Below are 19993 nucleotides of genomic sequence, written 5' to 3'. Positions count from 1 at the left end.
CCATGCCTGAAGGGGATTCCGTCTACCAGCTGTCCAAACGTTTGCAGTGGATGACCGGCCGGGAGGTCACCCGCACGAGCCTGCGCGTGCCCCGCTACGCCACGGTCGACTTCACCGGCATGACCTGCGAGCGCGTGTGGCCCTACGGCAAGCACCTGTTTATGCAATTCGGCGCGCCCGACCACGCGGCGCAGATCCTGCACACCCACCTGAAGATGGAGGGCACCTGGGCCTTCCACCGGGCGGGCCAGCGGTGGCGCAAGCCCGGCCACGCCGCCCGCGTCGTGCTCTCGCTTGCCGACGCCCCCGCCCCCGACATCGAGCTCGTCGGGTTTTGGCTCGGACTCGTCCGGGTCTTCCCGGCCCGCGAGTACCCCCAGGAGATGGGGTATTTGGGCCCGGACCTGCTTGCCGATGACTTCGACGCCGCCGAGGCGATCCGCCGCATCGAGGCGGACCCGGACATGGAGATCGGGTGGGCGCTGTTGGATCAGCGCAACCTCGCCGGGATCGGCAACGAGTACCGCGCCGAGATCAACTTTCTGGCGGGGACCCACCCGGCGTTGAAGGTGGGGGACGTGGACGTCGCAAAGCATGTGGCCCTTGCGCGCCGGCTGATGTGGGCAAACAAAGACTCGCCCGTGCGCGTGACCACCGGGATCAGGCGTGCGGGCGAGACGAGCTACGTGTTTGGGCGGAACCGGAAACCGTGCAGGCGCTGCGGCACGCTCATTACCAAGGGGTTTCTCGGGGGCGAGGGTGACCTGGAGCGCGTGATCTGGTGGTGCCCGCGGTGCCAGCCCGCGCCGTGAGCCGCTACTGGGCGGGGGCGCCTTCCTTGCGCTCCTTCATGGCGCGGCGGATGAAGAAGGCGAGGAAGCCGACGATGATCAGGATGAGAATGACGTAGATGACCTTGGAATACGCATCGACGTACCCGGTGACCTCCTCCCACCGGTCGCCGAGCGCGTAGCCGAGGGAGACCAGGATGGTGTTCCAGATCGCGGAGCCGAGCGTGGTCCAGATACCAAACGTGAGCAGGCTCATGCGGTCCAGGCCGGCGGGGATGGAGATCAGGGAACGGATGCCCGGGATGAGGCGGCCGATGAATACGGAGGTCCTGCCGTACTTGTCAAAGAATTTCAGCGACGCATCCACGTCGGAGGCTTTGACCAGCCACATCCAGTCCGCGATCTTGCGCAGGCGGGCGGCACCCAGCCAGGCGCCGATGCCGTAGAGGAGGTACGCGCCGACGACGGAGCCGACGATGGACCAGATGAGCACGGAGGCGAAGGACAGGGAGCCCTGCGCCACGGTGAAGCCGCCGAGCGGGAGGACCACCTCAGATGGGATTGGCGGGAAGAGGTTTTCTAGCAGGATGGCGATGCCAACGCCCGGGCCGCCGAGGATCTCCATGAGGTGGATGATCCAGTCGATGATTCCTTGCACGGCTACTCCTTGTATTCCATTTGGGCCGAAGCTAAACGCTTATTGTGCCCTACGAGACCTCCAGGGACCAAGTGTGCACAGGCGCGCCGGACTGCTGGTTTGCTACGTATTGCCTGAGCACGCGGGCGAGCGCGTCGCCGCGCTCCTTGGTGGCCGGCCGCGACTGCGGGGCGATGGAGTTGAGCGCGTTGAGCTGCCACATCGCCCCGTTTTGGCGCGTGCGGGCTCGGCCCTCGATGATGCCGAGGTATTCGTCGGCGAGGTGGGGCGCGACGTCGAGAAGCTCCAAGCCCTCCTGGGCGAGGGGCAGCAGGTGCTTTGCGACGAGCTCCGTGACGTCAATACTGCCCAGCGTCGGCCAGGTCAACTGCGCGGTGAGCCCGTGGCGCGCGCCCTCGTGGAAGTTGCGCTCGGCGTCCTCGAAGCTGAGGCGCGACCAGACGGGGCGGGTCTGCTCGCTGAGCGCCTTGACCATGCCGTAGTAGAAGGCGGCGTCCGCGATGATGTCCTTGACAGTGGGGCCTGCGGGCAGGAGGCGGTTTTCCACGCGGATGTGGGAGAGCTCCGTGTTCGGGTCGTAGATGGCGCGGTTCCAGCGCCAGATCGTGCCGTTGTGCAGGTTGAGGTAGTGCAGTCCGGGGCTGTCGCCCTTCATAAACGGGGCGCCGGCCTGCATGCGGCCCTCCGGGAGCAGCGGGGAGAAGTACCGGACGTTCTCCTCGAAGAGGTCGAAGACGCTGGTGATCCAGCGCTCGCCGAACCAGACACGCGGGCGCACGCCCTGGTTAATCAGCTCCTGGGTGCGCGTATCGATGGACTGCTGGAACACGGGGATGCGCGATTCGTGCCAGACCCGGTGCCCCATAAAGAGCGGGGAGTTCGCGGACAGCGCGGCCTGCACGCCCGCGATCGCCTGCGACGCGTTCCACGCGTTGGCAAAGCGTGCGGGGGAAACCTGCAGGTGGAGCTGGATGGAGGTGCAGGTGGACTCGGTGGCGATGTCCTCGAAGTTGTGGCGGTAGCGCTCCTCGCGCCACAGGTTGAGGTGGACGAGCTCACCGCGGGTATCCATGATGGAGTTGTTCAGCCCCGCGTAGCGGTTTTCCGGCGTCATCCACGCCGGGTTTTTGAGGAACTTCGAGGTCATGGTGGGCAGGGTGCCGATCATCGCGACGGTGGAGCCGGCGGCCTCCGCGGCCTCGGACACCTCTTTGAGGCGCCGGCTGAGCCCCTCCTCGAGCTTGGTCAGGCCGTCGCCCGCAATGGACAGCGGCGGGTGGTTGAGCTCGACGTTGTAGGCGCCGATTTCAGACTGGAACTCGTCGCCGAGGCGCTCGAGCACGGCCTGGTTGTTGGCGTGCGGGCGCATCTCCGCGTCCACCAGGTTGAGCTCCAGCTCCAGCCCGATCGTGCCGTGGCTGACAAACTCCGCCTCCTGCAGGTGGCGGTCGAAGAGCTCGAGCTCGTCCTCCAGGCGCCTCCGGTACACAGAGCGCTGGCGCGGGGTGTAGGAATCTGCGGAGATTTGCTCGCCCATGGGTGCCTACTTCTTGCTGCGGTACCAGGAAATCAGTGCATCGGTGGAGGCATCGCCGGTGTTCGGTGCCTCCTTGCCCGCGACGGCGGCTGCGAGGTCGTTGGCCTGCTGCTTGCCCAGCTCAACGCCCCACTGGTCGAAGGAGTTGATGTCCCAGATGACGCCCTCGGTGAACACGATGTGCTCGTAGAGCGCGATGAGCGCGCCCAGGGCAAACGGGCTGAGCTCCTCGGCCAGGATCGTGGTGGTGGGGCGGTTGCCCGGCATGACCTTGTGCGGGGCCAGCTCGTTGCTCACGCCCTCCGCCTCGATGGTCTGCTGGTCCTTGCCAAACGCGAGCACCTTGGTCTGGGCGAAGAAGTTGCCCATCAGCAGGTCGTGCATGGAGCCGGTGCCGTCGGCGGTGGGGAAGTCCTCCTTCGGCGTGGCAAAACCGATAAAGTCCGCGGGCACCATTGTGGTGCCCTGGTGCAGGAGCTGGAAGAAGGCGTGCTGGCCGTTGGTGCCCGGCTCGCCCCAGAAGATCTCGCCGGTGTTGTAAGTAACCGGGGAGCCGTCGTGGCGGACCGACTTGCCGTTGGACTCCATGGTCAGCTGCTGCAGGTACGCCGGGAAACGGGAGAGGTCCTCGGAGTAGGGGAGCACGGCGTGGGTCTGGACGTCGTAGAAGTTGCGGTACCAGACGTTGAGCAGGCCCATCAGCGCCGGGACGTTCTTGGACAGCTCGGTGGTGCGGAAGTGCTCGTCCATGGCGTGGAAGCCCTCGAGCAGGCGCATGAAGTCCATCGGGCCGATCACGGCCATGAGGCTCAGGCCGATTGCGGAGTCGACCGAGTAGCGGCCGCCAACCCAGTCCCAGAAGCCGAACATGTTGGTCGTGTCGATGCCAAATTCAGCGACCTTCTCCTTGTTCGTGGATACGGCGACGAAGTGCTTGGCAATCGCGGACTCGTCTCCATCGAACTGCTCGAGCAGCCAGCGCTTCGCCGCGTGCGCGTTGGTCAGCGTCTCCTGCGTGGTGAACGTCTTGGAGGCGATGATGAACAGGGTCTCCTCCGCGTTGCAGCGGTCCAGCACCGCGGCCATGTCTGCCGGGTCGACGTTGGACACGAACTCCGCGGTGATGCCTGCAGTGGCGTAGGCGCGCAGCGCCTTGGTCGCCATCGCGGGACCCAGGTCCGAGCCGCCGATGCCAATGTTCACGACCTTCTTGATGGTGTGGCCGGTGTGGCCGAGCCACTCGCCGGAGCGCAGGGCGGAGGCGAAGTCGCGCATGCGGCCGAGGACCTCGTGGACGTCGGCGGCGACGTCCTGGCCGTCGACCTCCAGGTCCGCCTCGGCCGGCAGGCGCAGCGCGGTGTGGAGCACGGCGCGGTCCTCGGTGTTGTTGATGCGGGCGCCGTCAAACATCTGCCCGATCTTGTCCTGCAGGCCCGCTTCCTCCGCGAGGGCGGTCAGGGCGTCGAGCACGGAGGCGTCGATAAGCTGCTTCGACATGTCCACGTGCAGGCCTGCCGCCTCGAAGGTGAGGTTGGTCGCGCGGTTGCTGTCCGCGGCGAAGAGGTCGCGCAGCGTGGTCTGCGACTTCTCGGCGTGCAGCTTTTCCAGGTTTTTCCAGGCAGACGTGGACGTGATGTCGGTCATTATTCCTCCCAAGGAAGTGCGAATCGTTCTCACCCCACGGTAGCCAAAAAGCGCGGGGCGAGTGCCTAGCCCAGCTTCCCGCGGCCCAGGCGCAGCAGAATGTTGGCCAGGGTTGGGCCTTCCTCGCCCAGCTCGTCGCGGAACTGGTTAATGATTGCCACCTCGCGGGTGTGCACGAGCTTCGTGCCGCCGGATCCCATCCGCGTCTTGCCGATGGCGCGGGAGACCTCGGAGCGGCGCTTCACCGCGTCCAGGATCACCCGGTCCAGCCGGTCAATCTCCTTGCGGTACTGCTGAATCTCCGCGTCCGACAGCGGGTCATCGGTGCCAGAGGGCATGCGGATGTCAAAATCGCTCATGGCAGGACATTATGCCACGGCACCTGCGGATATGGACCGTTTTATCCAGGGTGTTCGAACGGGCTCGGAGCGATGTTGGGGCGGTGGGTACTCTGAACCGCATGACTGATCTGACCCTGGGACTCAATCCGCAACAGCAGGCGGCTGTGCAGCACGAGGGCTCGCCGCTGCTCATCGTCGCCGGCGCAGGCTCCGGCAAGACCGCCGTGCTGACCCGCCGCATTGCTTACCTGTTGCAGCAGCGCGGGGTCGCGCCGTGGCAGGTGCTCGCCATCACCTTTACTAATAAGGCGGCCGCGGAAATGAAGGAGCGCGTCGCCCAGTTGGTCGGCCCGGAGTCGGAGCGCATGTGGGTGGCCACGTTCCACTCGGTCTGCGTGCGCATCCTGCGCCAGCAGGCGCAGCTCGTGCCGGGGCTGAACACCAACTTCACCATCTACGACTCGGACGATTCCCGCCGCTTGCTGTCCATGATTGCCAAGGACTTCAACCTGGACCTGAAGAAGTTCTCCGCGCGCACCCTGGCCAACGGCATCTCCAATCTCAAGAACGAGCTCGTGGACCCGGACACCGCGTTAGCGGACGCGGAGCGCACCCACAACCCGTTCGAGACCACCGTGGCCAAGGTCTTTGCGGAGTACCAGCGCCGCCTGCGCCAGTCCAACGCCCTGGACTTTGACGACCTGGTGGGGGAGGTCGTGCGCATGCTCAAGGAGCACCCGCAGGTCACGGAGTACTACCGCCGCCGCTTCCGCCACGTGCTGGTGGACGAGTACCAGGACACGAACCACGCGCAGTACGAGCTCATCCACACGCTCGTCGGCACGGGTGCGGACGCCCCGGAGCTCGCGGTGGTGGGCGACTCGGACCAGTCGATCTACGCGTTCCGCGGTGCCACGATCCGCAACATCGAGGAGTTCGAGCGCGACTACCCCAACGCGCGCACCATCCTGTTGGAGCAGAACTACCGCTCCACCCAGAACATTTTGAACGCGGCCAACTCGGTGATCGCGCAGAACGAGGGGCGCCGGCCGAAGAAGCTGTGGACCGACCACGGCGCGGGCGAGAAGATCGTCGGCTACGTCGCGGACAACGAGCACGACGAGGCCCGCTTTATCGCCTCGGAGATCGACCAGCTGTCAGACTCCGGCGTCCCGTACTCCGACATGGCGGTCATGTACCGCACCAACAATGCCTCGCGCGCGCTCGAGGACATCTTCATCCGCTCCGGCATCCCGTACAAGGTGGTCGGCGGCACGCGCTTCTACGAGCGCCGCGAGATCCGCGACATCGTCGCCTACATGAAAGTTCTGGACAACCCCGATGACACGGTCAGCCTGCGCCGCATCGTCAACGTGCCCAAGCGCGCGATCGGCGACAAGGCCCAGGCCATGGTGGCACTCCACGCGGAGAACCAGGGGGTGAGCTTTGGGCAGGCGCTTATCGACGCCGCGTCGGGGAACGTCGACATGATCAAAGCTCGCGCCAAGAACGCGATCAGCGGGTTCGTAGAGCTTATGGACGGACTGCGCAAGGAGATGCCGGAGCTGCGCAACGAGGTCACGGGCATGCCGGACCTAGGCCAGCTCGTCTCCCGCATCCTGGACGCGACCGGGTACAAGGCGGAACTGGAGGCGTCGAACGACCCCCAGGACGCGGCTCGCCTGGACAACCTCAACGAGCTCGTCTCCGTCGCGCGCGAATTCTCCTCCGAGGCGGCCAACCAGGTCGCCTACATGTCGGACGAGGAGCTCGACGCCGTGATGGTGGAGGGCGAGCCCGCGCCGGGATCGCTGCAGGCGTTCCTGGAAAAGGTTTCTCTAGTGGCGGACGCGGACCAGCTGCCGGACAACGAGCAGGGCGTGGTCACCATGATGACACTGCACACCGCGAAGGGCCTGGAGTTTCCCACCGTCTTTGTCACCGGCTGGGAGGACGGGCAGTTCCCGCACCTGCGCGCGCTGGGGGACCCGGACGAACTGGCCGAGGAGCGCCGCCTGGCGTACGTGGGCATCACCCGCGCCAAGCAGCGGCTGTACCTCACGCGCGCGATGCTGCGCTCCTCGTGGGGGAACCCGGTGACCAATCCCGCCAGCCGCTTCCTCGCGGAAGTCCCGGAGGACCTCATCGACTGGCGCAGGACTGAGCCGAGCGGAACCGGCGCGTCCGGCACCTGGGGCTCGCCCGCGCCCCTCGGCGGTGGCCGGCGCTCGGGTTCGGGCCGGCGCTCGGGTCGCGGGGCCGGTTCCGGCGGGGTGAAGGTGCACAAGAACCTCAACCTCGCGCCGGGCGACCGGGTCAACCACGCCAAGTACGGGCTCGGCACCGTCCAGTCCGTGGACGGCGCGGGAGTGCGTGAGACCGTGACGGTGGACTTCGGCTCCTCCGGCACCGTCCGGCTCATGCTCATCGGCGGGTTGCCGATGGAGAAGATTTAGGAGATCCGGATGCCCTGCTGGGCGAACCAGGGGACGGGGTCGACCTGGTTCACGCCGTCGGGCTTGATCTCAAAGTGGAGGTGGGGGCCGGTGGACTGGCCCTCAGAGCCGATCTGAGCGATCTGCTCGCCAGCCTTGACGCGCTGGCCAACGGACACGTTGTACTGCGACATGTGGCCGTACACGGACACCTCGCCGCCGTCGTGCTGGATGACGACCCAGTTGCCAAAGCCCTGCGCAGGTCCGGCGTTGATCACGGTGCCGTCCATCACGGCGTAGATCGGGCTGCCCAGGCTGTTGGCAATGTCGATGCCGCGGTGCATGGTGCCCCAGCGCATGCCGAAGCCAGAGGTGAACGTACCGGTGGCCGGCGTGACCACGGTGCGGCCGTCCGCGGTGCGGCCGCGCTGCATGGTGACTCCGCCTGCGCCGTTGTCGGGGGTGAACTGGCTGCTGATCTCTTGGCCGAGCGCGCGTGGGTCGTAGACAATGCTGTAGTCACCGACGGTGAGGGTGGCGCCGGACTCCAAAATGGTGTCCGCGGCCTTGGCCAGGTGCTTGACCGCATCCTGTTGGTTTTCTACCGGGGCGCCGTTGATCTGGATGGCCGGGCCGGCGAATGCCGGGGCGGGCAGCAGGGTGAGCGAAAGCGCCGTGGCAGCGACTGCGGCAAGCAGGCGACGTTGCATGTGCGACAAACCTTTACATTGAGGGGAGCGTATACCGCGTTAAAACTTAGCGTGCCGGCACCCCGTGAGCAACGCTCTGACGTGCAATTTTGTCGAAAAGTTGTGTCATTTTCCGCCGTCCACGCAGGTCAACGCGGGTGTTGCTGGAGTGAAAATTGTTGCAAAAGTGACGCGAGTTGAGGGGGAGTCCGGGGATGGGGGTCGGTTTGGTTGGAAGCTGGGCGGATGCTCCACGCCCGACCTGGCCTGGGGTGGAAAAGGCGCGCCCCAAACGGCCCGTCCTGCATGACGAAGACTGGATGACGAGGGTGCGACGAAAAGGGCCTGCGGATGTTTTGTTGGAGTGCCCCGTGGGCTTGTGTGTTGTTGTTTAGACTCCAAGTGCTTGGCGGTGTTCGGCGATGGTGGCATAGCCGTTGCCTAGCGTCGACTTCAGCCTGGTGTGGGTGTAGAAGTCGATGTAGTTGTCAATATAGTCTCGCATTTGTGCCACCGTCATCTTTTTGGTGGCGGGTCTGCCTTTGAGCAGTTCTTGTTTCATCGTGCCGAAGAACCCCTCGGTGCGCGCGTTATCACCACTTGTGCCTTTCCGTGACAGTGACGGGATGTATCGCCACCGCCTCTGGCACCATTCCCCTGTGGCGCATGCCTTGCACCCGGTGATGTTGTGGGCGTGGTCGGTAATCAGGTTGACCCAGCGTGTGCTGCGGTAGAGCCCTCCACGATCCGAGTGCAGGATCGGTTGCGCATCAGCAGGTTTTACCGCGTCGATCCGTTCAATCATCCCGGCAACCAGCTCATGGTTTGGCGTTTGTGACATGGTCACAGCAATGGGCATCCCGTCGAAGAAGTCGATGGCTGCTGACAAGTAGAGCCTGCCGTCACTGCAGCGGATTTCGCTGACATCGGTACCAATTTTCTGCCAAGGTTGATCCGCGTGAAAATCATGGGTCAACCCCTTACTGTGCGCATACCGGGTGAAATACTGCGAGTGCGCCACCTCAGGGCGGGCAAGGGTATGTGTCTCATTAGCAGGGCGCTCGTTATCGCCAATGAGCAGCAGGTTTGCCGGGCGGTGCGCGGTCTCGCCGGTGTATGAGGAGTACTTCGTGGATGCTTTTGCTGGTGGGTGGCAGCCGAGTGTGTCCATCAGCTCACGCACAATTTTTTCCGATATGCGATGCCCACCGCGAACAAGCCACGCGTGGATGCGCCGGTAGCCGTAGCTTTGCCCGCACTCATCGACTGCCTGGCGGATGAGTACTTTGTACTTGTCGCGGCGTGCCTTGCGTTTTGCCACACTGCGTTGGTGTTTGCCCTGGTGGTGATAAAACGATGACTCCGCGAGNCGCTTGGCGTTCGCGTTCCTGGGCGAGGAGTTTCTTTAACTCTGCAGGGTCATCAGGCAGCGCATCCATATCAGGGACAGGACCTGGGCCTGGCAACCAGGAATCTACCGGTGCCGGACGGGTTGCGGCGTTGTGCTTATCAGCGATGCGCTGTTGCTGTTTGGTGCGTTTGTTTCTGCGATCTTTGCTCACACGTTCCATTGTGATCGCGTAGACCTCGTCGAACGGCAGCGACGCGGCAGCGGCAACCTCTTGCGCGTCGGGCCAGTACCGCGAAGTCCATTTCCGCACTGACCCACTGGCGACGCCAACTTGGTCGCCGATAATTGCAAACGACTGTGTTGAGGTCACACGACGTGCAACCGCATCAGCGACTGTTTCCGGGGCATGCATACCCGGCTGCGGGCTAAGAGGGCGACCGTGACGTCTTTGCCTGACCCATAACCCGACCGTTGACCGAGAAGGGCGTTGGCCATAGCTTTCTTCCAGCCAATCGCCGATGCGCTTGTACGGCATGCCTTCAAGAAACTTATCAACTGCTTGCTCCCGGATCTCACGGGGAAAATGCGCGGACATCAGAAACCCTCTCCGCCCCCGGGGACACTCCAACTATTTGTCCGCGGTCCCAAATTCCGCGTCTTCGTCATCGCGTTCTCGTCAAACAGGCCAAAGCGCACCCCAACGGCACACCGAGCCGGGCCCGTGATCCCAGCGAACGCCGCAGCAACGCAAAACGCCCCGGGAAACCCGGGGCGTCAAGAGGGGAAGGAAGGTCTTAGAGCGAGATGCCGCGCTCTGCCAGCCAAGCGGCCGGGTCGACGGGCGTGGTGCCGTCCGGGTGGATCTCAAAGTGCAGGTGCGAGCCGGTGGAGAAGCCCATGCTGCCCATGCCGGCGATGTTCTGGCCGGCATGAACGCGCTCGCCGACTGCCACGTTGAGGGTCTGCATGTGGCCGTAGACGGAGACGGAGCCGTCATCGTGGCGCAGGCGAATCCAGTTGCCGTAGCCCTGCGCCGGGCCGGAGTCGATCACGGTGCCGTCCATAACGGCGAGGATCGGGGTGCCCGGGGAGTTTGCGATGTCCACGCCGTAGTGGAAGGAGCCCCAACGCGGGCTGAACGGGGAGGTGAATGCGCCCTCTGCTGGCTTGACGGTCTGCGGTGCGCGGGCGGCCTCGTCGGCCTTTGCTACCTCGTCGGAGTGTGCAACGGCCTTGTCCAGCTGGTCGGTCAAGTTGGTGACCGGCTTGTACTCGGAGATGGCCAGCACCTGCGGGGAGGAGGCGAGGGCGTCGGCGGTGGCGACGGCGTCGTCAACAAGCTGGTTGGTGTCCGCAGCCAGCTCGATGTCAACGTTGGAGGTCTGCGGGCCGTCTGCGGCCAGGGTTGCGGCGGCGGCGCCGGAGAGGCCGGCGGTGGAGACTGCGCCGGTGGTGACGGCGACCATGGCGACGCGACCCTTGTTCGGGGTCTGCTTGCGGTGCTTGCCGCCCTGCTTCGATGCGTTGTACATGTGCCCTCTTTGAAGCGTTCCGTTGGTCTGCGTTCCGCAACCTTCCCGGTAGCGGATCGTAACCTTCCTGTTATCTACGAGAGGCCACTGTAACGAATTGGTCTCGGCATGGCAAGCTGGATTCTAAAATTTTCTTAATCGTTTTCAGGTTGTTGATTCGTTACATAAATGCGCTCGCACGCGAGCGTGTAGCGCCTCATGCCCGGGCGGGCCCAGGACGTTGCATTTTGTTGGGAGTCGTCCGGGTATTTTACCGCCGCTGCGCGGGTACGCGGGGGAGTGTTGGACATCGGGCAGCGGCAATTCAGTGGCAAAGTTAACGACGATGAGCACCAATTCAAGCCCCCAAACAGGGCCCTCCTCGAGGCCGCAGCGGAGCCGCCCGCGCGTTACCTTGCGTGAACAGCGAGAATACAGTGAAGCAAGTGCGACGAGTGAGCCGAGTGAGCGCAGTGATGCCGACGGGCGCGGGCAGGCTCGCCGACCGCGTGGAGGCGTCGAGAAGCGCAAACGGCTGCGACAAGGCAACCGGACGCGTCGCACGCAGCAGCTGCGAGGCCGTCCCGAAAAGGCGGATGCGGTCCCGCAGACGTGGGGCGAGCGCATCCGCCACTACCTTGGCTTCGTGCTGGTCCCCAACGCGGTACTCGGGCTCGGCGCGATCGCGCTGTGCTTCGCGGTGCTGCTGATCGGTGGTTGGCCACTTTCGTACCTCCCGATGGCTATCGGCGAGACGTGGCTGGTCGGCCACGGCGTCCCGTTCGAGTTCGATGGCGTGACCCTCGGTGCGGTCCCGCTGCTGCCTGCGCTCGGCGCGATCGCCATCGTGGCTGCTCGCGTCCGCGCCGCGACCGCCCACCGGGTGAGCATCCTCGACCTGGGGGTGCTGCTCGCGCTCACTCTCCTCATCCCGCTCACGCTGTCCGGCATCGCCCTGTTTATGGTGTCGGACGCCTCGGCGGTCTACCCGGTCAGCAGCCCGCCCGCCGCGTTAGCGCTGCTCCTGCCGCCAGCGCTGCACTTCATTGGCTTCTGCTTCGGCCTCCGGACCGTGCTGTGGCGCGCGCTGGCCAAGCGAGGCGGGGTGCCGGAAGTGCTTATCGACGCCGCGCTCACCGCCCTCAACGCCATCCGGAACCTCGCACTCGCCGGCGGCGTCGTTGCCTTGGTCGTGCTGGCGCTGCACTACCAGCGGGTCGGCGACCTGGTCGCCGCCTACCCCAACCTCGGGGCCGCGGGTGGGTTGTGGCTGACGCTGCTGTGCCTGCTCTACCTGCCCAACGCTGCGGTGACGTCGATGGCGGTCCTGCTCGGCGGGTCCTTCGACTACGCCGGGGTGTCCACCTCGCTGTTCGCCTCCGGCAACGTCGCCCTGCCGCCGCTGCCGCTGCTGGCCGCGGTGCCGGAGAGCGTGTCGGCGTGGGCGCCGGTGTGCATGCTGATCCCGGCCGGCGTGATCCTGGCGTCGCTCTGGAAGGTCCGGCCGACGCTGGCGCAGGCGGGTGCGACAGGCGTCTGGGGCGGCGTGATCGGTCTGGTCCTCGGTGTGCTCACCTCCGGCGAGGCCGGCGCCTACGGGACCGTCGGCCCCACCGCGTGGAAGCTGGGAGTCCTCCTGCTCGGGTGGCTGGCGGTACTGAGCTTGCTGGTGTGGGCGGTTGCCGTGTTCCGCAGTGCGAAGCAGGATGACTAAGCTATGCCCCGTGAGTAGCCAATCATTGTCCGTTGCTGTGCTGGTTTCCGGCACAGGCAGCCTGCTCAAGGCGATTTTGGACGACATCCAGAGTCCGTACCGCGTCGATCTCGTCGTCGCGGACCAAGTGTGTCCCGGCATCGAGCGCGCGAAGAACGCCGGTGTGCGCACCGGGGTCGTGCCTGTTGGCGATGATCGCGCTGCCTGGGATAGGGAGCTCGCGGCGACCGTGGCCAAGGCACAGCCTGACGTGGTCGTTTCCGCGGGCTTTATGCGTATCTTGGGCAGCGCGTTCCTGGATGAGTTTGAAGGGCGCACAATTAACACTCACCCCTCCTTGCTGCCCGCGTTTCCGGGCGCGCACGCCGTCGAGGACGCGCTGGAGTACGGCGTGAAGGTGACCGGCTGCACCGTCCACTACGTGGATGCTGGGATGGATACCGGCGAGATCATCGCTCAGCGCGCGGTGCGCATCCAGGAGGGCGACACGAAGTCCACTCTGCACGAACGAATCAAGCAGGCGGAGCGCGAGCAGATTGTGGGTCTGCTGCGCGGCGCCACCATCTCCGACGGGAAGGTACTGTTCAATGGGAATTCAGATTAAGCGCGCGCTGATCAGCGTGTACGACAAGACTGGCGTGGAGGATCTCGCCCGCGCGCTCGGCGAGGCCGGCGTAGAGATCGTCTCCACCGGCTCGACCGCCAAGCGCATTGCCGACGCCGGCGTGCACGTCACCGAGGTCGCCGAGCTCACCGGGTTCCCCGAGGTGCTCGAGGGGCGCGTCAAGACCCTGCACCCGCGCGTGCACTCCGGCATCCTGGCGGACCTGCGCAAGGACGCCCACGCCGAGCAGCTCAAGGAGCTGGGCATCGAGCCGTTCCAGCTCGTCGTGGTGAACCTGTACCCGTTCGAGGAGACCGTCGCCTCCGGGGCGGATTTCGACGCTTGCGTGGAGCAGATCGACATCGGCGGCCCCTCCATGGTGCGCGCCGCCGCGAAGAACCACCCGTCCGTCGCCGTCGTGACCAACCCGTCCCGCTACGCGGACGTCATTGATGCTGTGAAGGGCGACGGCTTCGAGTTGGAGGACCGCAAGCGCCTCGCGCTCGAGGCGTTCACGCACACGGCGCAGTACGACGCCGCCGTTTCCTCCTGGTTCGCCGAACAGCTCGGCGCCGAGGGGGCTGCCGAGGGCGACGCACTGCGCTACGGCGAGAACCCGCACCAGGCAGCCCGCCTGGTCAACGAGGGCTGGGGCATTGCCAACGCCACCCAATTCGGTGGCAAGGAGATGAGCTACAACAACTACCAGGACGCCGACGCTGCGTGGCGCGCCGCCTGGGATCATGAGCGCCCCTGCGTGGCCATTATCAAACACGCCAACCCGTGCGGCGTCGCGGTGTCGGACGATTCTATTGCCGACGCGCACGCGAAGGCGCACGCCTGCGACCCGGTCTCCGCGTACGGCGGCGTCGTCGCCGCGAACCGCGAGGTCACCGTCGAGATGGCGGAGCAGGTCAAGCCGATCTTCACCGAGGTCATCCTGGCTCCGTCCTACGAGGACGGGGCGATCGAGGTGCTTCAGGAGAAGAAGAACCTGCGCATCCTGCAGGTCGAGCCGAAGCAGCCCGGCGAGGAGCGGAAGCAGATCTCCGGCGGCTGGCTGGTGCAGGACCGCGACGCCTACCAGGCTGAGGGGGACGCCGCCTCGAACTGGAAGCTGGTCGCCGGCGAGGCCGCCGACGAACAGACCCTGACCGACCTGGAGTTTGCCTGGCGCAGTGTGCGTTGCGTGAAGTCCAATGCGATCTTGATTGCGGCCCAGGGGGCGTCGGTAGGCATTGGCATGGGCCAGGTCAACCGCGTCGACTCGGCGAAGCTCGCCGTCGACCGCGCCAACACCCTGGACGAGGGCAAGAACCGCACCAACGGGGCCGTGGCAGCCTCCGACGCGTTCTTCCCCTTCGCCGACGGTTTCCAGCTGCTCGCCGACTCGGGCGTGAAGGCTGTGGTGCAGCCGGGTGGCTCCATCCGCGATGAGGAAGTCATCGCCGCCGCCAAGGAGGCCGGTGTGACGATGTACCTGACGGGGACTCGCCACTTCGCTCACTAATTTGCGGGGCACAGAATGGTATCCTACGTATACTTTTAAGGTCAGCCGTAAATAAACGGCAGTAACGTGACGTAGGGAGCGCAGATTCGTGTCCTCGCAACTTTCTTCGCAGCCGTGGGCGAAGCAAATTACCGCGGCGCTGATGGCCATGGGGATCTCCCTGCCGGTGATGCCGGCGGTGGAGGATCTCCCCGTCATCGGCGATGCGTACGTGCAGGCCTACAACGGCCTGCCCGACAACATCAAGCAACAGGTCCCGCCGCAGCTGCGGCCGAAGCAGCCCGGCCAGGCGGGGCAGCCGTCCCACGCGCCGGGCGCCGCCGCGCAGCCCGCCGTTGACCACCAGGCGGCCCTTGACGGGCTGGTACGCGCGGTGGAGGGGCACCACAACGGCCGCGTCGCCGTCTCGGTCGCGGGCAACGGCGCGCAGATCACCGCCGGAGACAACGCCGCTTACCCGGCGTTTTCCACCATGAAGGTGCCGCTGGCCATCGCCGCCCTGCGCCAGAGCCCGGGCTTTGCCAACGACGCCCGCCTGGCCATCACGGTCTCCGACAACGACGCCGCCTACCGCATGTACAACCAGGTCCCTGGCGCCGAGTCCGTCAAGGTGATCCAGCAGGCGGGTTCCGCCACGACGACCTCCGCGGCGTACGGGATGGATACCCTCTGGAACACCTCCGGCCAGGCGCAGTTTGCCTCCGGGCTGCGCTGCGTCGCGGGCCACGAGCCGGTGCTGGACCTCATGGGGCAGATCACCCCGGACCAGCGCTGGGGCCTTGGCCAGATTGGCGGTGCCCGCTTCAAGGGCGGCTGGAACACGCACGAGGACGGCTACGTGGCCCGGCAGTTCGGCCTGGTCCCGGGCCCGAACGGCGATGTCGCCGTGGCGATCACCGCGTTCAGCCACGGCGGCTACGCGGAGAGCACCCAAATGCTCAGCGAACTCGCACGCGGCCTTGACGGGATGCGCGGGACCCTGCCCACCGCGCGCTGCTAACCTCTTGTGAAACCTGCACACTCTGCAGGCCGAAATAAGAAAGGCGGTAGTGCGTGGTCGACCGACAACGCGAGTACGAGCGTGACCAGGAGGTTGACCCGCCTACCCAGGTCCTTCCCGCGCAGCAGGTCGATGAATATCAGGACGAGACTCAGGACGACGACCGCCGCGGGGCGGTTGGTACCTGGCTCGTCGGCGGTCTGGTCGGGGCGGCCGCGCTCATCATGGGGGCGCTCTTTTACACCTCGGTGAGTGGCCTCGCGCAGGGCGCGAAGCAACCCGAGAGTGTTACCAGCACCATGGTCGTGACGTCGACGCAGGTCACGGAGGTGACGACGACGAGGGTGGCGCCGGCTCCCGCGCCGACGAGCACGACGGCGCCGAAGACGTCGAAGACACCGAAAGCCTCAAAGACGTCGAAGAAGTCCTCGGCTGTGGCGTCGTCGAAGGCGAGCATGGGGGCGTCGACAAGCACTGCAACGGCGAGCAAGACGAAGAAGTCACAAGCCTCGAAGACGACCAAGACCAGCCCGACGACGAGCCGGTAGCGCACCCAGCTTGCGGTGAGGGAAATGCGCGGTGAATTTCAACATTTTGGCAGATGTTGATTTATCATTTCCCAGAACCCCCAATTTGCATACATGACCCTCGGCGCGCCCCCGCGCCTCGGGAAAGGCGCGACAATGAGCAGTAAGTACGGCCAAGGCGACGTGAACCCCAGCACGGAGCAGTGGGCCGCCGCGGACACCGAGACGGTACAGTTCTCGGGCCAGTACCCGCAGCAGCCCCAGCAGCAATACGCACCGCAGCAATATCCACCACAGCAATACGGACCGGCGTATGGCCAGGGGCAGTACCCGTACGACGAGGAGAATCGCCGAAACTGGACCCCGTGGCTCATCGCCATCATTGGGGTCCTGCTCGCGGCGATAGTGGGCGTGCTTGCGTACCTGTTTGGTTCCGGGGCGTTCAGCGGCTCGAGCGAGCCGGTGACCATTACGGATGTGGAGACCCAGACGCTCCAGCAGGAGGCGCCCGCCCAGCAGCAGGCCGAGGAGCCCGCCCCGGCAGCACCGGCGCCCTCGCGTCACACGTACTCGCATTACGCGGCCGATACCGGGGTGACCACCGGGCCGTTTGCCGCGAACGTGTACAGCGAGTTCGTCGACGCGTACAACAGTTCGGGCAGCACGAACGTCACGATCTCTGCGTACAGCCCCGCGGACGGGATACACCTACACCATGTCGTGCAGCGGCGGCAGCACCGTGTACTGCTCCGGCGGCAATAACGCCAGGGTCCGGATTTGGTAGCCCCTCTCCGGCTCGGCGTTGCGCTCGCCGCGTCCGCCTGCGTCTTGTCGTCCTGTACCGTGCCGACTGGGCCGCAGCAGGAACCACCGACAGTCGTGGTGAAGTCCACCGAGTTCGTCACGCCTCCGCCCGCGCCCGCACCTGCCCCGTCCACGACTGAGCACAGCGCAGCGACCCCAGACGCGCAGTCGCTTCTCGACGCCACCGTGCAGGCCGCCTCCGCCTGGGGAACCGCCGGCGCCGCCGTCTCCGGGCCGAACGGAGTAGTGGCCTCAGGGGAGCAGGGGGCGACCGCGGCGTGGTCGACGATCAAGGTGCCCATCGCGATCGCCGCGCTCCGCGCCGATCCCGCTGCCTCCGGCGACGTCGCCGCCGCCATCACCGCCTCGGACAACGCCGCTGCGGAACGGCTCTACGCCACCGCAGGTGCCGACGCGGTGGATGCGGTGCTCAGCGAGTCCGGCCTTACCGTGCCCGTAAATACGGCGAAGACTCGCCCGGAGTTCTCCACGTTCGGCCAGACCGCCCTCACGGTCAACGATGAAGCGCAGCTCGCTGACTCGCTCGCGTGCATTGCTGGCGCCGAGCAGGTGCTCCAGCTCATGGGGCAGGTCGACCCGGGCCAGTCCTACGGCCTGGGGACGCTTGGGGCCCTGTTCAAGGGTGGGTGGGGCCCGGACACAGCCGGCATGTATCAGGTGCGGCAGTTCGGGCTTGTGCCGCGCGCGGACGGGAGCTACGCGCCCGTGGCATTCACCGCGTTTCCCGCAGACGGCGCGTACGACACAGGGCAGCAGATGCTCAACGCGATGGCGCAGCGGTTGGGGGAGGGGACCGAGTTTCTGCCGGCGGCGCGCTGCCAGCCGTAAGCCCCGCTGCTACTCCGGGTTTCCCGACACCTTCGCCACCAGCTCCAGGGTGCGCTCGCCGCGGCAGGCGGGGAGCTCGGTGTGGAGCACGTCGAGCACGGCATCGGCGATCATGACTGAGGGGGCGGGTAGGGCATCGTCGACAAGCGGGTAGGGCGCCACACCGGTGTTGTCGCGCATCTCAATCGCGGCGAGCGTCATGTGGAACGGCAGCTCGATGCGCGGGTCGTCATCGCCGACGATCTGCGCGGCAAGGTCGCGGTAGATGCCTTCGAGCTTCGCGCGGGCCTCGTGGTACTCCTCGAACTCCTCCGATTCCAGCGTCGGCAGCTGGTAGAGGCGACCGATGTTCCAATTGGAAGACAGCAGGATGCGCGTCTCGGCGGCGCACAGCGCCCACAGCTTCAGCGCCGGCGACGCGTCCGACTCCGCCAAGTCCGAGGCGAGGTCCAACGCCGGCTGGATCGTGCCCTTGAGCAGGGTGAGGAAGATGTCGTTCTTGGAGGGGAAGTGGTAGTACAGCGACGCCTGGCGGATGCCCACGGCCTCCGCGATCTGGTGCGTGGACGTGGTGGAGAAGCCGCGGCGGGTGAACAGTTCCGAGGAAGCGTCGAGGATTTCGTCGCGGGCTGTCTTGCCGCGACGACGGGGGCTGTTCTTGCGGGGGCGACCCACGTTTCCGCTCATCCACTACTCCTCTCAAAACGGCGCCGGTCTGCAGGGAAGGCAGCGACGCGTGTGCGTTCCTAGTCTACTGCACGCCGCGGCCTTTCAATCGTTAGAAAGGTAGCGGCAGCGCATGAAAAAGCCTGCCCCGCACCGGAATCACATCCGGGCGGGGCAGGCTTTGGGTCGAAAACTCTACGCTGTTGACGTCAACCGCTGGTTAGCGGGTGGTGAACGGCAGAAGAGCCATCTCGCGCGCGTTCTTGACGGCGGTAGCAACCTGACGCTGCTGCTGCGGGGTCAAGCCGGTGACGCGGCGGGAACGGATCTTGTGACGGTCAGAGATAAACAGACGCAGGGTCTCAATATCCTTGTAGTCGACCTTCTCAATGCCCTTGGCCTTGAGAGGGTTCTTCTTCGGGCGGCGGGACTGCTCCATGCGCGCCTTGCGTTGGTTATTGCGCTTCATTGGTCAATTCCTCCTTACCACGAAGACTTACGGACGCCAGGCAGCTCACCGCGGTGAGCCATCTCGCGCATACGGACACGGGACACACCGAACTTACGCAGGTAGCCGCGGGGGCGGCCATCGCGAGAGTCGCGGTTGCGCACGCGCGACGGGGAAGCGTCGCGGGGCTGGCGGTTCAGCTCAAACTGCGCGTCCAGGCGGTCCTCGTCCGAGGTCTCCGGGTTGCGGATGATTGCCTTGAGCTCGTTGCGTCGCTCTGCGTAACGAGCAACGATCTCCTTGCGCTTCTCGTTCTTGGCGATCTTCGACTTCTTAGCCATTGATTATCGCTCCTCGCGGAATTCGACGTGCTTGCGCACAACCGGGTCGTACTTCTTCAGCGTGATGCGATCCGGGTTGTTGCGCTTGTTCTTGCGGGTGACGTAGGTAAAACCAGTGCCCGCGGTGCTCTTCAGCTTGATGATCGGGCGAATATCGTTACGTGCCATTAGATCTTCTCACCTCGTGCGCGGATCTTTGCCACGACGGACTCGATGCCGTCACGGTCGATGATCTTCAGACCCTTGGTAGAAACGTTCAGAGTAATGGTACGGCCCTCGGAGGGCAGGTAGAACCGGCGCTTCTGCACGTTGGGGTTCCAACGGCGCGAGTGGCGGCGGTGCGAGTGCGAGACGGTCTTGCCAAACTTTGGCTCGCGTCCCGTGACCTGGCAATGTGCCGACATGGGTTGACTTCTTTCTCTTCTGCCGCCCACGCACTGATCACAAGTGAGGATGACGCCACTGCAAAGCGGAGTGAGGGTCCGCGAGAGCGTCTGGTGCAATCGGTTGACGTAGGCGTATACGTGTACTTCGACAACAGCGAGAGTCAACGATACATGTTTAGCGCCAAAT

General features: G+C 65.4%; 21 protein-coding genes. 9 read left to right on the top strand and 12 right to left on the bottom strand.

The window, feature by feature from the left end; genetic code table 11:
- Nucleotides 1–2 precede the first annotated feature (2 nt).
- Nucleotides 3–812 carry a DNA-formamidopyrimidine glycosylase family protein gene (locus tag CKJ84_RS03875; protein WP_095545996.1) on the top strand — a complete coding sequence of 270 codons (810 nt, stop codon included), beginning with the start codon at nucleotides 3–5 and terminating at the stop codon, nucleotides 810–812.
- A gap of 4 nt (nucleotides 813–816) precedes the next feature.
- On the opposite strand, the gene CKJ84_RS03870 is transcribed toward CKJ84_RS03875, so the two are convergent.
- The 4 genes from CKJ84_RS03870 to CKJ84_RS03855 form a co-directional block, all read right to left on the bottom strand.
- Complete coding sequence (locus CKJ84_RS03870; RefSeq protein ID WP_095277091.1) at nucleotides 817–1449, bottom strand: DedA family protein; 633 nt, start codon at nucleotides 1447–1449, stop codon at nucleotides 817–819.
- Between the two features lie 49 nt (nucleotides 1450–1498).
- Nucleotides 1499–2986 carry a glutamate-cysteine ligase family protein gene (locus tag CKJ84_RS03865; RefSeq protein WP_095545995.1) on the bottom strand — a complete coding sequence of 496 codons (1488 nt, stop codon included), beginning with the start codon at nucleotides 2984–2986 and terminating at the stop codon, nucleotides 1499–1501.
- 6 nt (nucleotides 2987–2992) lie between these two features.
- Nucleotides 2993–4630 carry a glucose-6-phosphate isomerase gene (gene pgi, locus CKJ84_RS03860; RefSeq protein WP_095545994.1) on the bottom strand — a complete coding sequence of 546 codons (1638 nt, stop codon included), beginning with the start codon at nucleotides 4628–4630 and terminating at the stop codon, nucleotides 2993–2995.
- A gap of 65 nt (nucleotides 4631–4695) precedes the next feature.
- Entirely contained in the window at nucleotides 4696–4989 is a 294-nt protein-coding gene (locus tag CKJ84_RS03855; protein WP_095277083.1) for a chorismate mutase, read from the bottom strand.
- Nucleotides 4990–5090: 101 nt separating this feature from the next.
- On the opposite strand from CKJ84_RS03855, the gene pcrA reads away from it, so the two are divergent.
- The gene (pcrA, locus tag CKJ84_RS03850; RefSeq protein ID WP_095545993.1) at nucleotides 5091–7427 is read left to right on the top strand and encodes a DNA helicase PcrA; all 2337 of its coding nucleotides are present in this window, start codon (nucleotides 5091–5093) and stop codon (nucleotides 7425–7427) included.
- Here pcrA and CKJ84_RS03845 read toward each other — a convergent pair.
- The 3 genes from CKJ84_RS03845 to CKJ84_RS03835 all read right to left on the bottom strand — a co-directional run bounded on the left by CKJ84_RS03845 (nucleotide 7424) and on the right by CKJ84_RS03835 (nucleotide 10978).
- The gene (locus CKJ84_RS03845; protein ID WP_095277078.1) at nucleotides 7424–8116 is read right to left on the bottom strand and encodes a M23 family metallopeptidase; all 693 of its coding nucleotides are present in this window, start codon (nucleotides 8114–8116) and stop codon (nucleotides 7424–7426) included. The genes pcrA and CKJ84_RS03845 overlap by 4 nt on opposite strands.
- A 370-nt stretch (nucleotides 8117–8486) precedes the next feature.
- Nucleotides 8487–9416, bottom strand: a complete 930-nt coding sequence (locus tag CKJ84_RS03840; protein WP_095545992.1) for a DDE-type integrase/transposase/recombinase — start codon at nucleotides 9414–9416, stop codon at nucleotides 8487–8489.
- Nucleotides 9417–10240: 824 nt separating this feature from the next.
- Complete coding sequence (locus CKJ84_RS03835; RefSeq protein WP_095277076.1) at nucleotides 10241–10978, bottom strand: M23 family metallopeptidase; 738 nt, start codon at nucleotides 10976–10978, stop codon at nucleotides 10241–10243.
- Nucleotides 10979–11603: 625 nt separating this feature from the next.
- Here CKJ84_RS03835 and CKJ84_RS03825 point away from each other — a divergent pair.
- From CKJ84_RS03825 to CKJ84_RS03795, 7 genes are all read left to right on the top strand, one after another.
- Nucleotides 11604–12671 carry a DUF6350 family protein gene (locus CKJ84_RS03825; RefSeq protein WP_095545990.1) on the top strand — a complete coding sequence of 356 codons (1068 nt, stop codon included), beginning with the start codon at nucleotides 11604–11606 and terminating at the stop codon, nucleotides 12669–12671.
- On the top strand, nucleotides 12664–13275 hold the full coding sequence (gene purN / locus CKJ84_RS03820; protein ID WP_095545989.1) for a phosphoribosylglycinamide formyltransferase: 612 nt from the start codon (nucleotides 12664–12666) through the stop codon (nucleotides 13273–13275). Before CKJ84_RS03825 ends, purN begins: the two co-directional genes overlap by 8 nt.
- Nucleotides 13259–14785, top strand: a complete 1527-nt coding sequence (gene purH / locus CKJ84_RS03815; RefSeq protein WP_095545988.1) for a bifunctional phosphoribosylaminoimidazolecarboxamide formyltransferase/IMP cyclohydrolase — start codon at nucleotides 13259–13261, stop codon at nucleotides 14783–14785. The genes purN and purH overlap by 17 nt, the downstream gene beginning before the upstream one ends.
- An 88-nt stretch (nucleotides 14786–14873) precedes the next feature.
- Entirely contained in the window at nucleotides 14874–15785 is a 912-nt protein-coding gene (locus CKJ84_RS03810) for a hypothetical protein (RefSeq protein WP_095545987.1), read from the top strand.
- A gap of 53 nt (nucleotides 15786–15838) precedes the next feature.
- Complete coding sequence (locus CKJ84_RS12000; RefSeq protein ID WP_133064051.1) at nucleotides 15839–16333, top strand: hypothetical protein; 495 nt, start codon at nucleotides 15839–15841, stop codon at nucleotides 16331–16333.
- Nucleotides 16334–16468: 135 nt separating this feature from the next.
- Nucleotides 16469–17074, top strand: coding sequence for a hypothetical protein (locus CKJ84_RS03800; RefSeq protein WP_095545986.1), 606 nt, complete (start codon nucleotides 16469–16471; stop codon nucleotides 17072–17074).
- Nucleotides 17075–17089: 15 nt separating this feature from the next.
- Nucleotides 17090–17965, top strand: a complete 876-nt coding sequence (locus CKJ84_RS03795) for a hypothetical protein (protein ID WP_233125474.1) — start codon at nucleotides 17090–17092, stop codon at nucleotides 17963–17965.
- Nucleotides 17966–17974: 9 nt separating this feature from the next.
- Here CKJ84_RS03795 and CKJ84_RS03790 read toward each other — a convergent pair whose 3' ends face one another.
- From CKJ84_RS03790 to rpmB, 5 genes are all read right to left on the bottom strand, one after another.
- Nucleotides 17975–18652, bottom strand: coding sequence for a TetR/AcrR family transcriptional regulator (locus CKJ84_RS03790; RefSeq protein ID WP_095545985.1), 678 nt, complete (start codon nucleotides 18650–18652; stop codon nucleotides 17975–17977).
- Nucleotides 18653–18851: 199 nt separating this feature from the next.
- Complete coding sequence (rpsR, locus tag CKJ84_RS03785) at nucleotides 18852–19100, bottom strand: 30S ribosomal protein S18 (RefSeq protein ID WP_095277051.1); 249 nt, start codon at nucleotides 19098–19100, stop codon at nucleotides 18852–18854.
- Nucleotides 19101–19114: 14 nt separating this feature from the next.
- A complete protein-coding gene (rpsN, locus tag CKJ84_RS03780) occupies nucleotides 19115–19420 on the bottom strand; it encodes a 30S ribosomal protein S14 (RefSeq protein WP_095277048.1) in 306 nt (101 codons plus the stop codon).
- 3 nt (nucleotides 19421–19423) lie between these two features.
- The gene (gene rpmG, locus CKJ84_RS03775; protein WP_006841072.1) at nucleotides 19424–19588 is read right to left on the bottom strand and encodes a 50S ribosomal protein L33; all 165 of its coding nucleotides are present in this window, start codon (nucleotides 19586–19588) and stop codon (nucleotides 19424–19426) included.
- Complete coding sequence (gene rpmB, locus CKJ84_RS03770; protein WP_095277046.1) at nucleotides 19588–19824, bottom strand: 50S ribosomal protein L28; 237 nt, start codon at nucleotides 19822–19824, stop codon at nucleotides 19588–19590. Before rpmB ends, rpmG begins: the two co-directional genes overlap by 1 nt.
- Nucleotides 19825–19993: the final 169 nt, after the last annotated feature.

It is taken from the genome of Corynebacterium sp. NML 120412 (assembly GCF_002285155.1).
GTDB classification, from domain to species: Bacteria; Actinomycetota; Actinomycetes; order Mycobacteriales; family Mycobacteriaceae; genus Corynebacterium; species Corynebacterium gottingense.
The sequence above is the reverse complement of the archived record's forward strand: the minus strand, read 5'-3'. Positions and strand labels throughout refer to the sequence as shown.

Bases quoted from the DNA above. Each gene is read 5' to 3' on its own strand.
- CKJ84_RS03875 (WP_095545996.1), top strand. From the start codon at position 3: ATGCCTGAAGGGGATTCCGTCTACCAGCTGTCCAAACGTTTGCAGTGG.
- CKJ84_RS03865 (WP_095545995.1), bottom strand. From the start codon at position 2,986: ATGGGCGAGCAAATCTCCGCAGATTCCTACACCCCGCGCCAGCGCTCT.
- pgi (WP_095545994.1), bottom strand. From the start codon at position 4,630: ATGACCGACATCACGTCCACGTCTGCCTGGAAAAACCTGGAAAAGCTG.
- CKJ84_RS03855 (WP_095277083.1), bottom strand. From the start codon at position 4,989: ATGAGCGATTTTGACATCCGCATGCCCTCTGGCACCGATGACCCGCTG.
- pcrA (WP_095545993.1), top strand. From the start codon at position 5,091: ATGACTGATCTGACCCTGGGACTCAATCCGCAACAGCAGGCGGCTGTG.
- CKJ84_RS03845 (WP_095277078.1), bottom strand. From the start codon at position 8,116: ATGCAACGTCGCCTGCTTGCCGCAGTCGCTGCCACGGCGCTTTCGCTC.
- CKJ84_RS03835 (WP_095277076.1), bottom strand. From the start codon at position 10,978: ATGTACAACGCATCGAAGCAGGGCGGCAAGCACCGCAAGCAGACCCCG.
- purN (WP_095545989.1), top strand. From the start codon at position 12,664: ATGACTAAGCTATGCCCCGTGAGTAGCCAATCATTGTCCGTTGCTGTG.
- purH (WP_095545988.1), top strand. From the start codon at position 13,259: ATGGGAATTCAGATTAAGCGCGCGCTGATCAGCGTGTACGACAAGACT.
- CKJ84_RS03800 (WP_095545986.1), top strand. From the start codon at position 16,469: ATGAGCAGTAAGTACGGCCAAGGCGACGTGAACCCCAGCACGGAGCAG.
- CKJ84_RS03790 (WP_095545985.1), bottom strand. From the start codon at position 18,652: ATGAGCGGAAACGTGGGTCGCCCCCGCAAGAACAGCCCCCGTCGTCGC.
- rpsR (WP_095277051.1), bottom strand. From the start codon at position 19,100: ATGAAGCGCAATAACCAACGCAAGGCGCGCATGGAGCAGTCCCGCCGC.
- rpsN (WP_095277048.1), bottom strand. From the start codon at position 19,420: ATGGCTAAGAAGTCGAAGATCGCCAAGAACGAGAAGCGCAAGGAGATC.
- rpmG (WP_006841072.1), bottom strand. From the start codon at position 19,588: ATGGCACGTAACGATATTCGCCCGATCATCAAGCTGAAGAGCACCGCG.
- rpmB (WP_095277046.1), bottom strand. From the start codon at position 19,824: ATGTCGGCACATTGCCAGGTCACGGGACGCGAGCCAAAGTTTGGCAAG.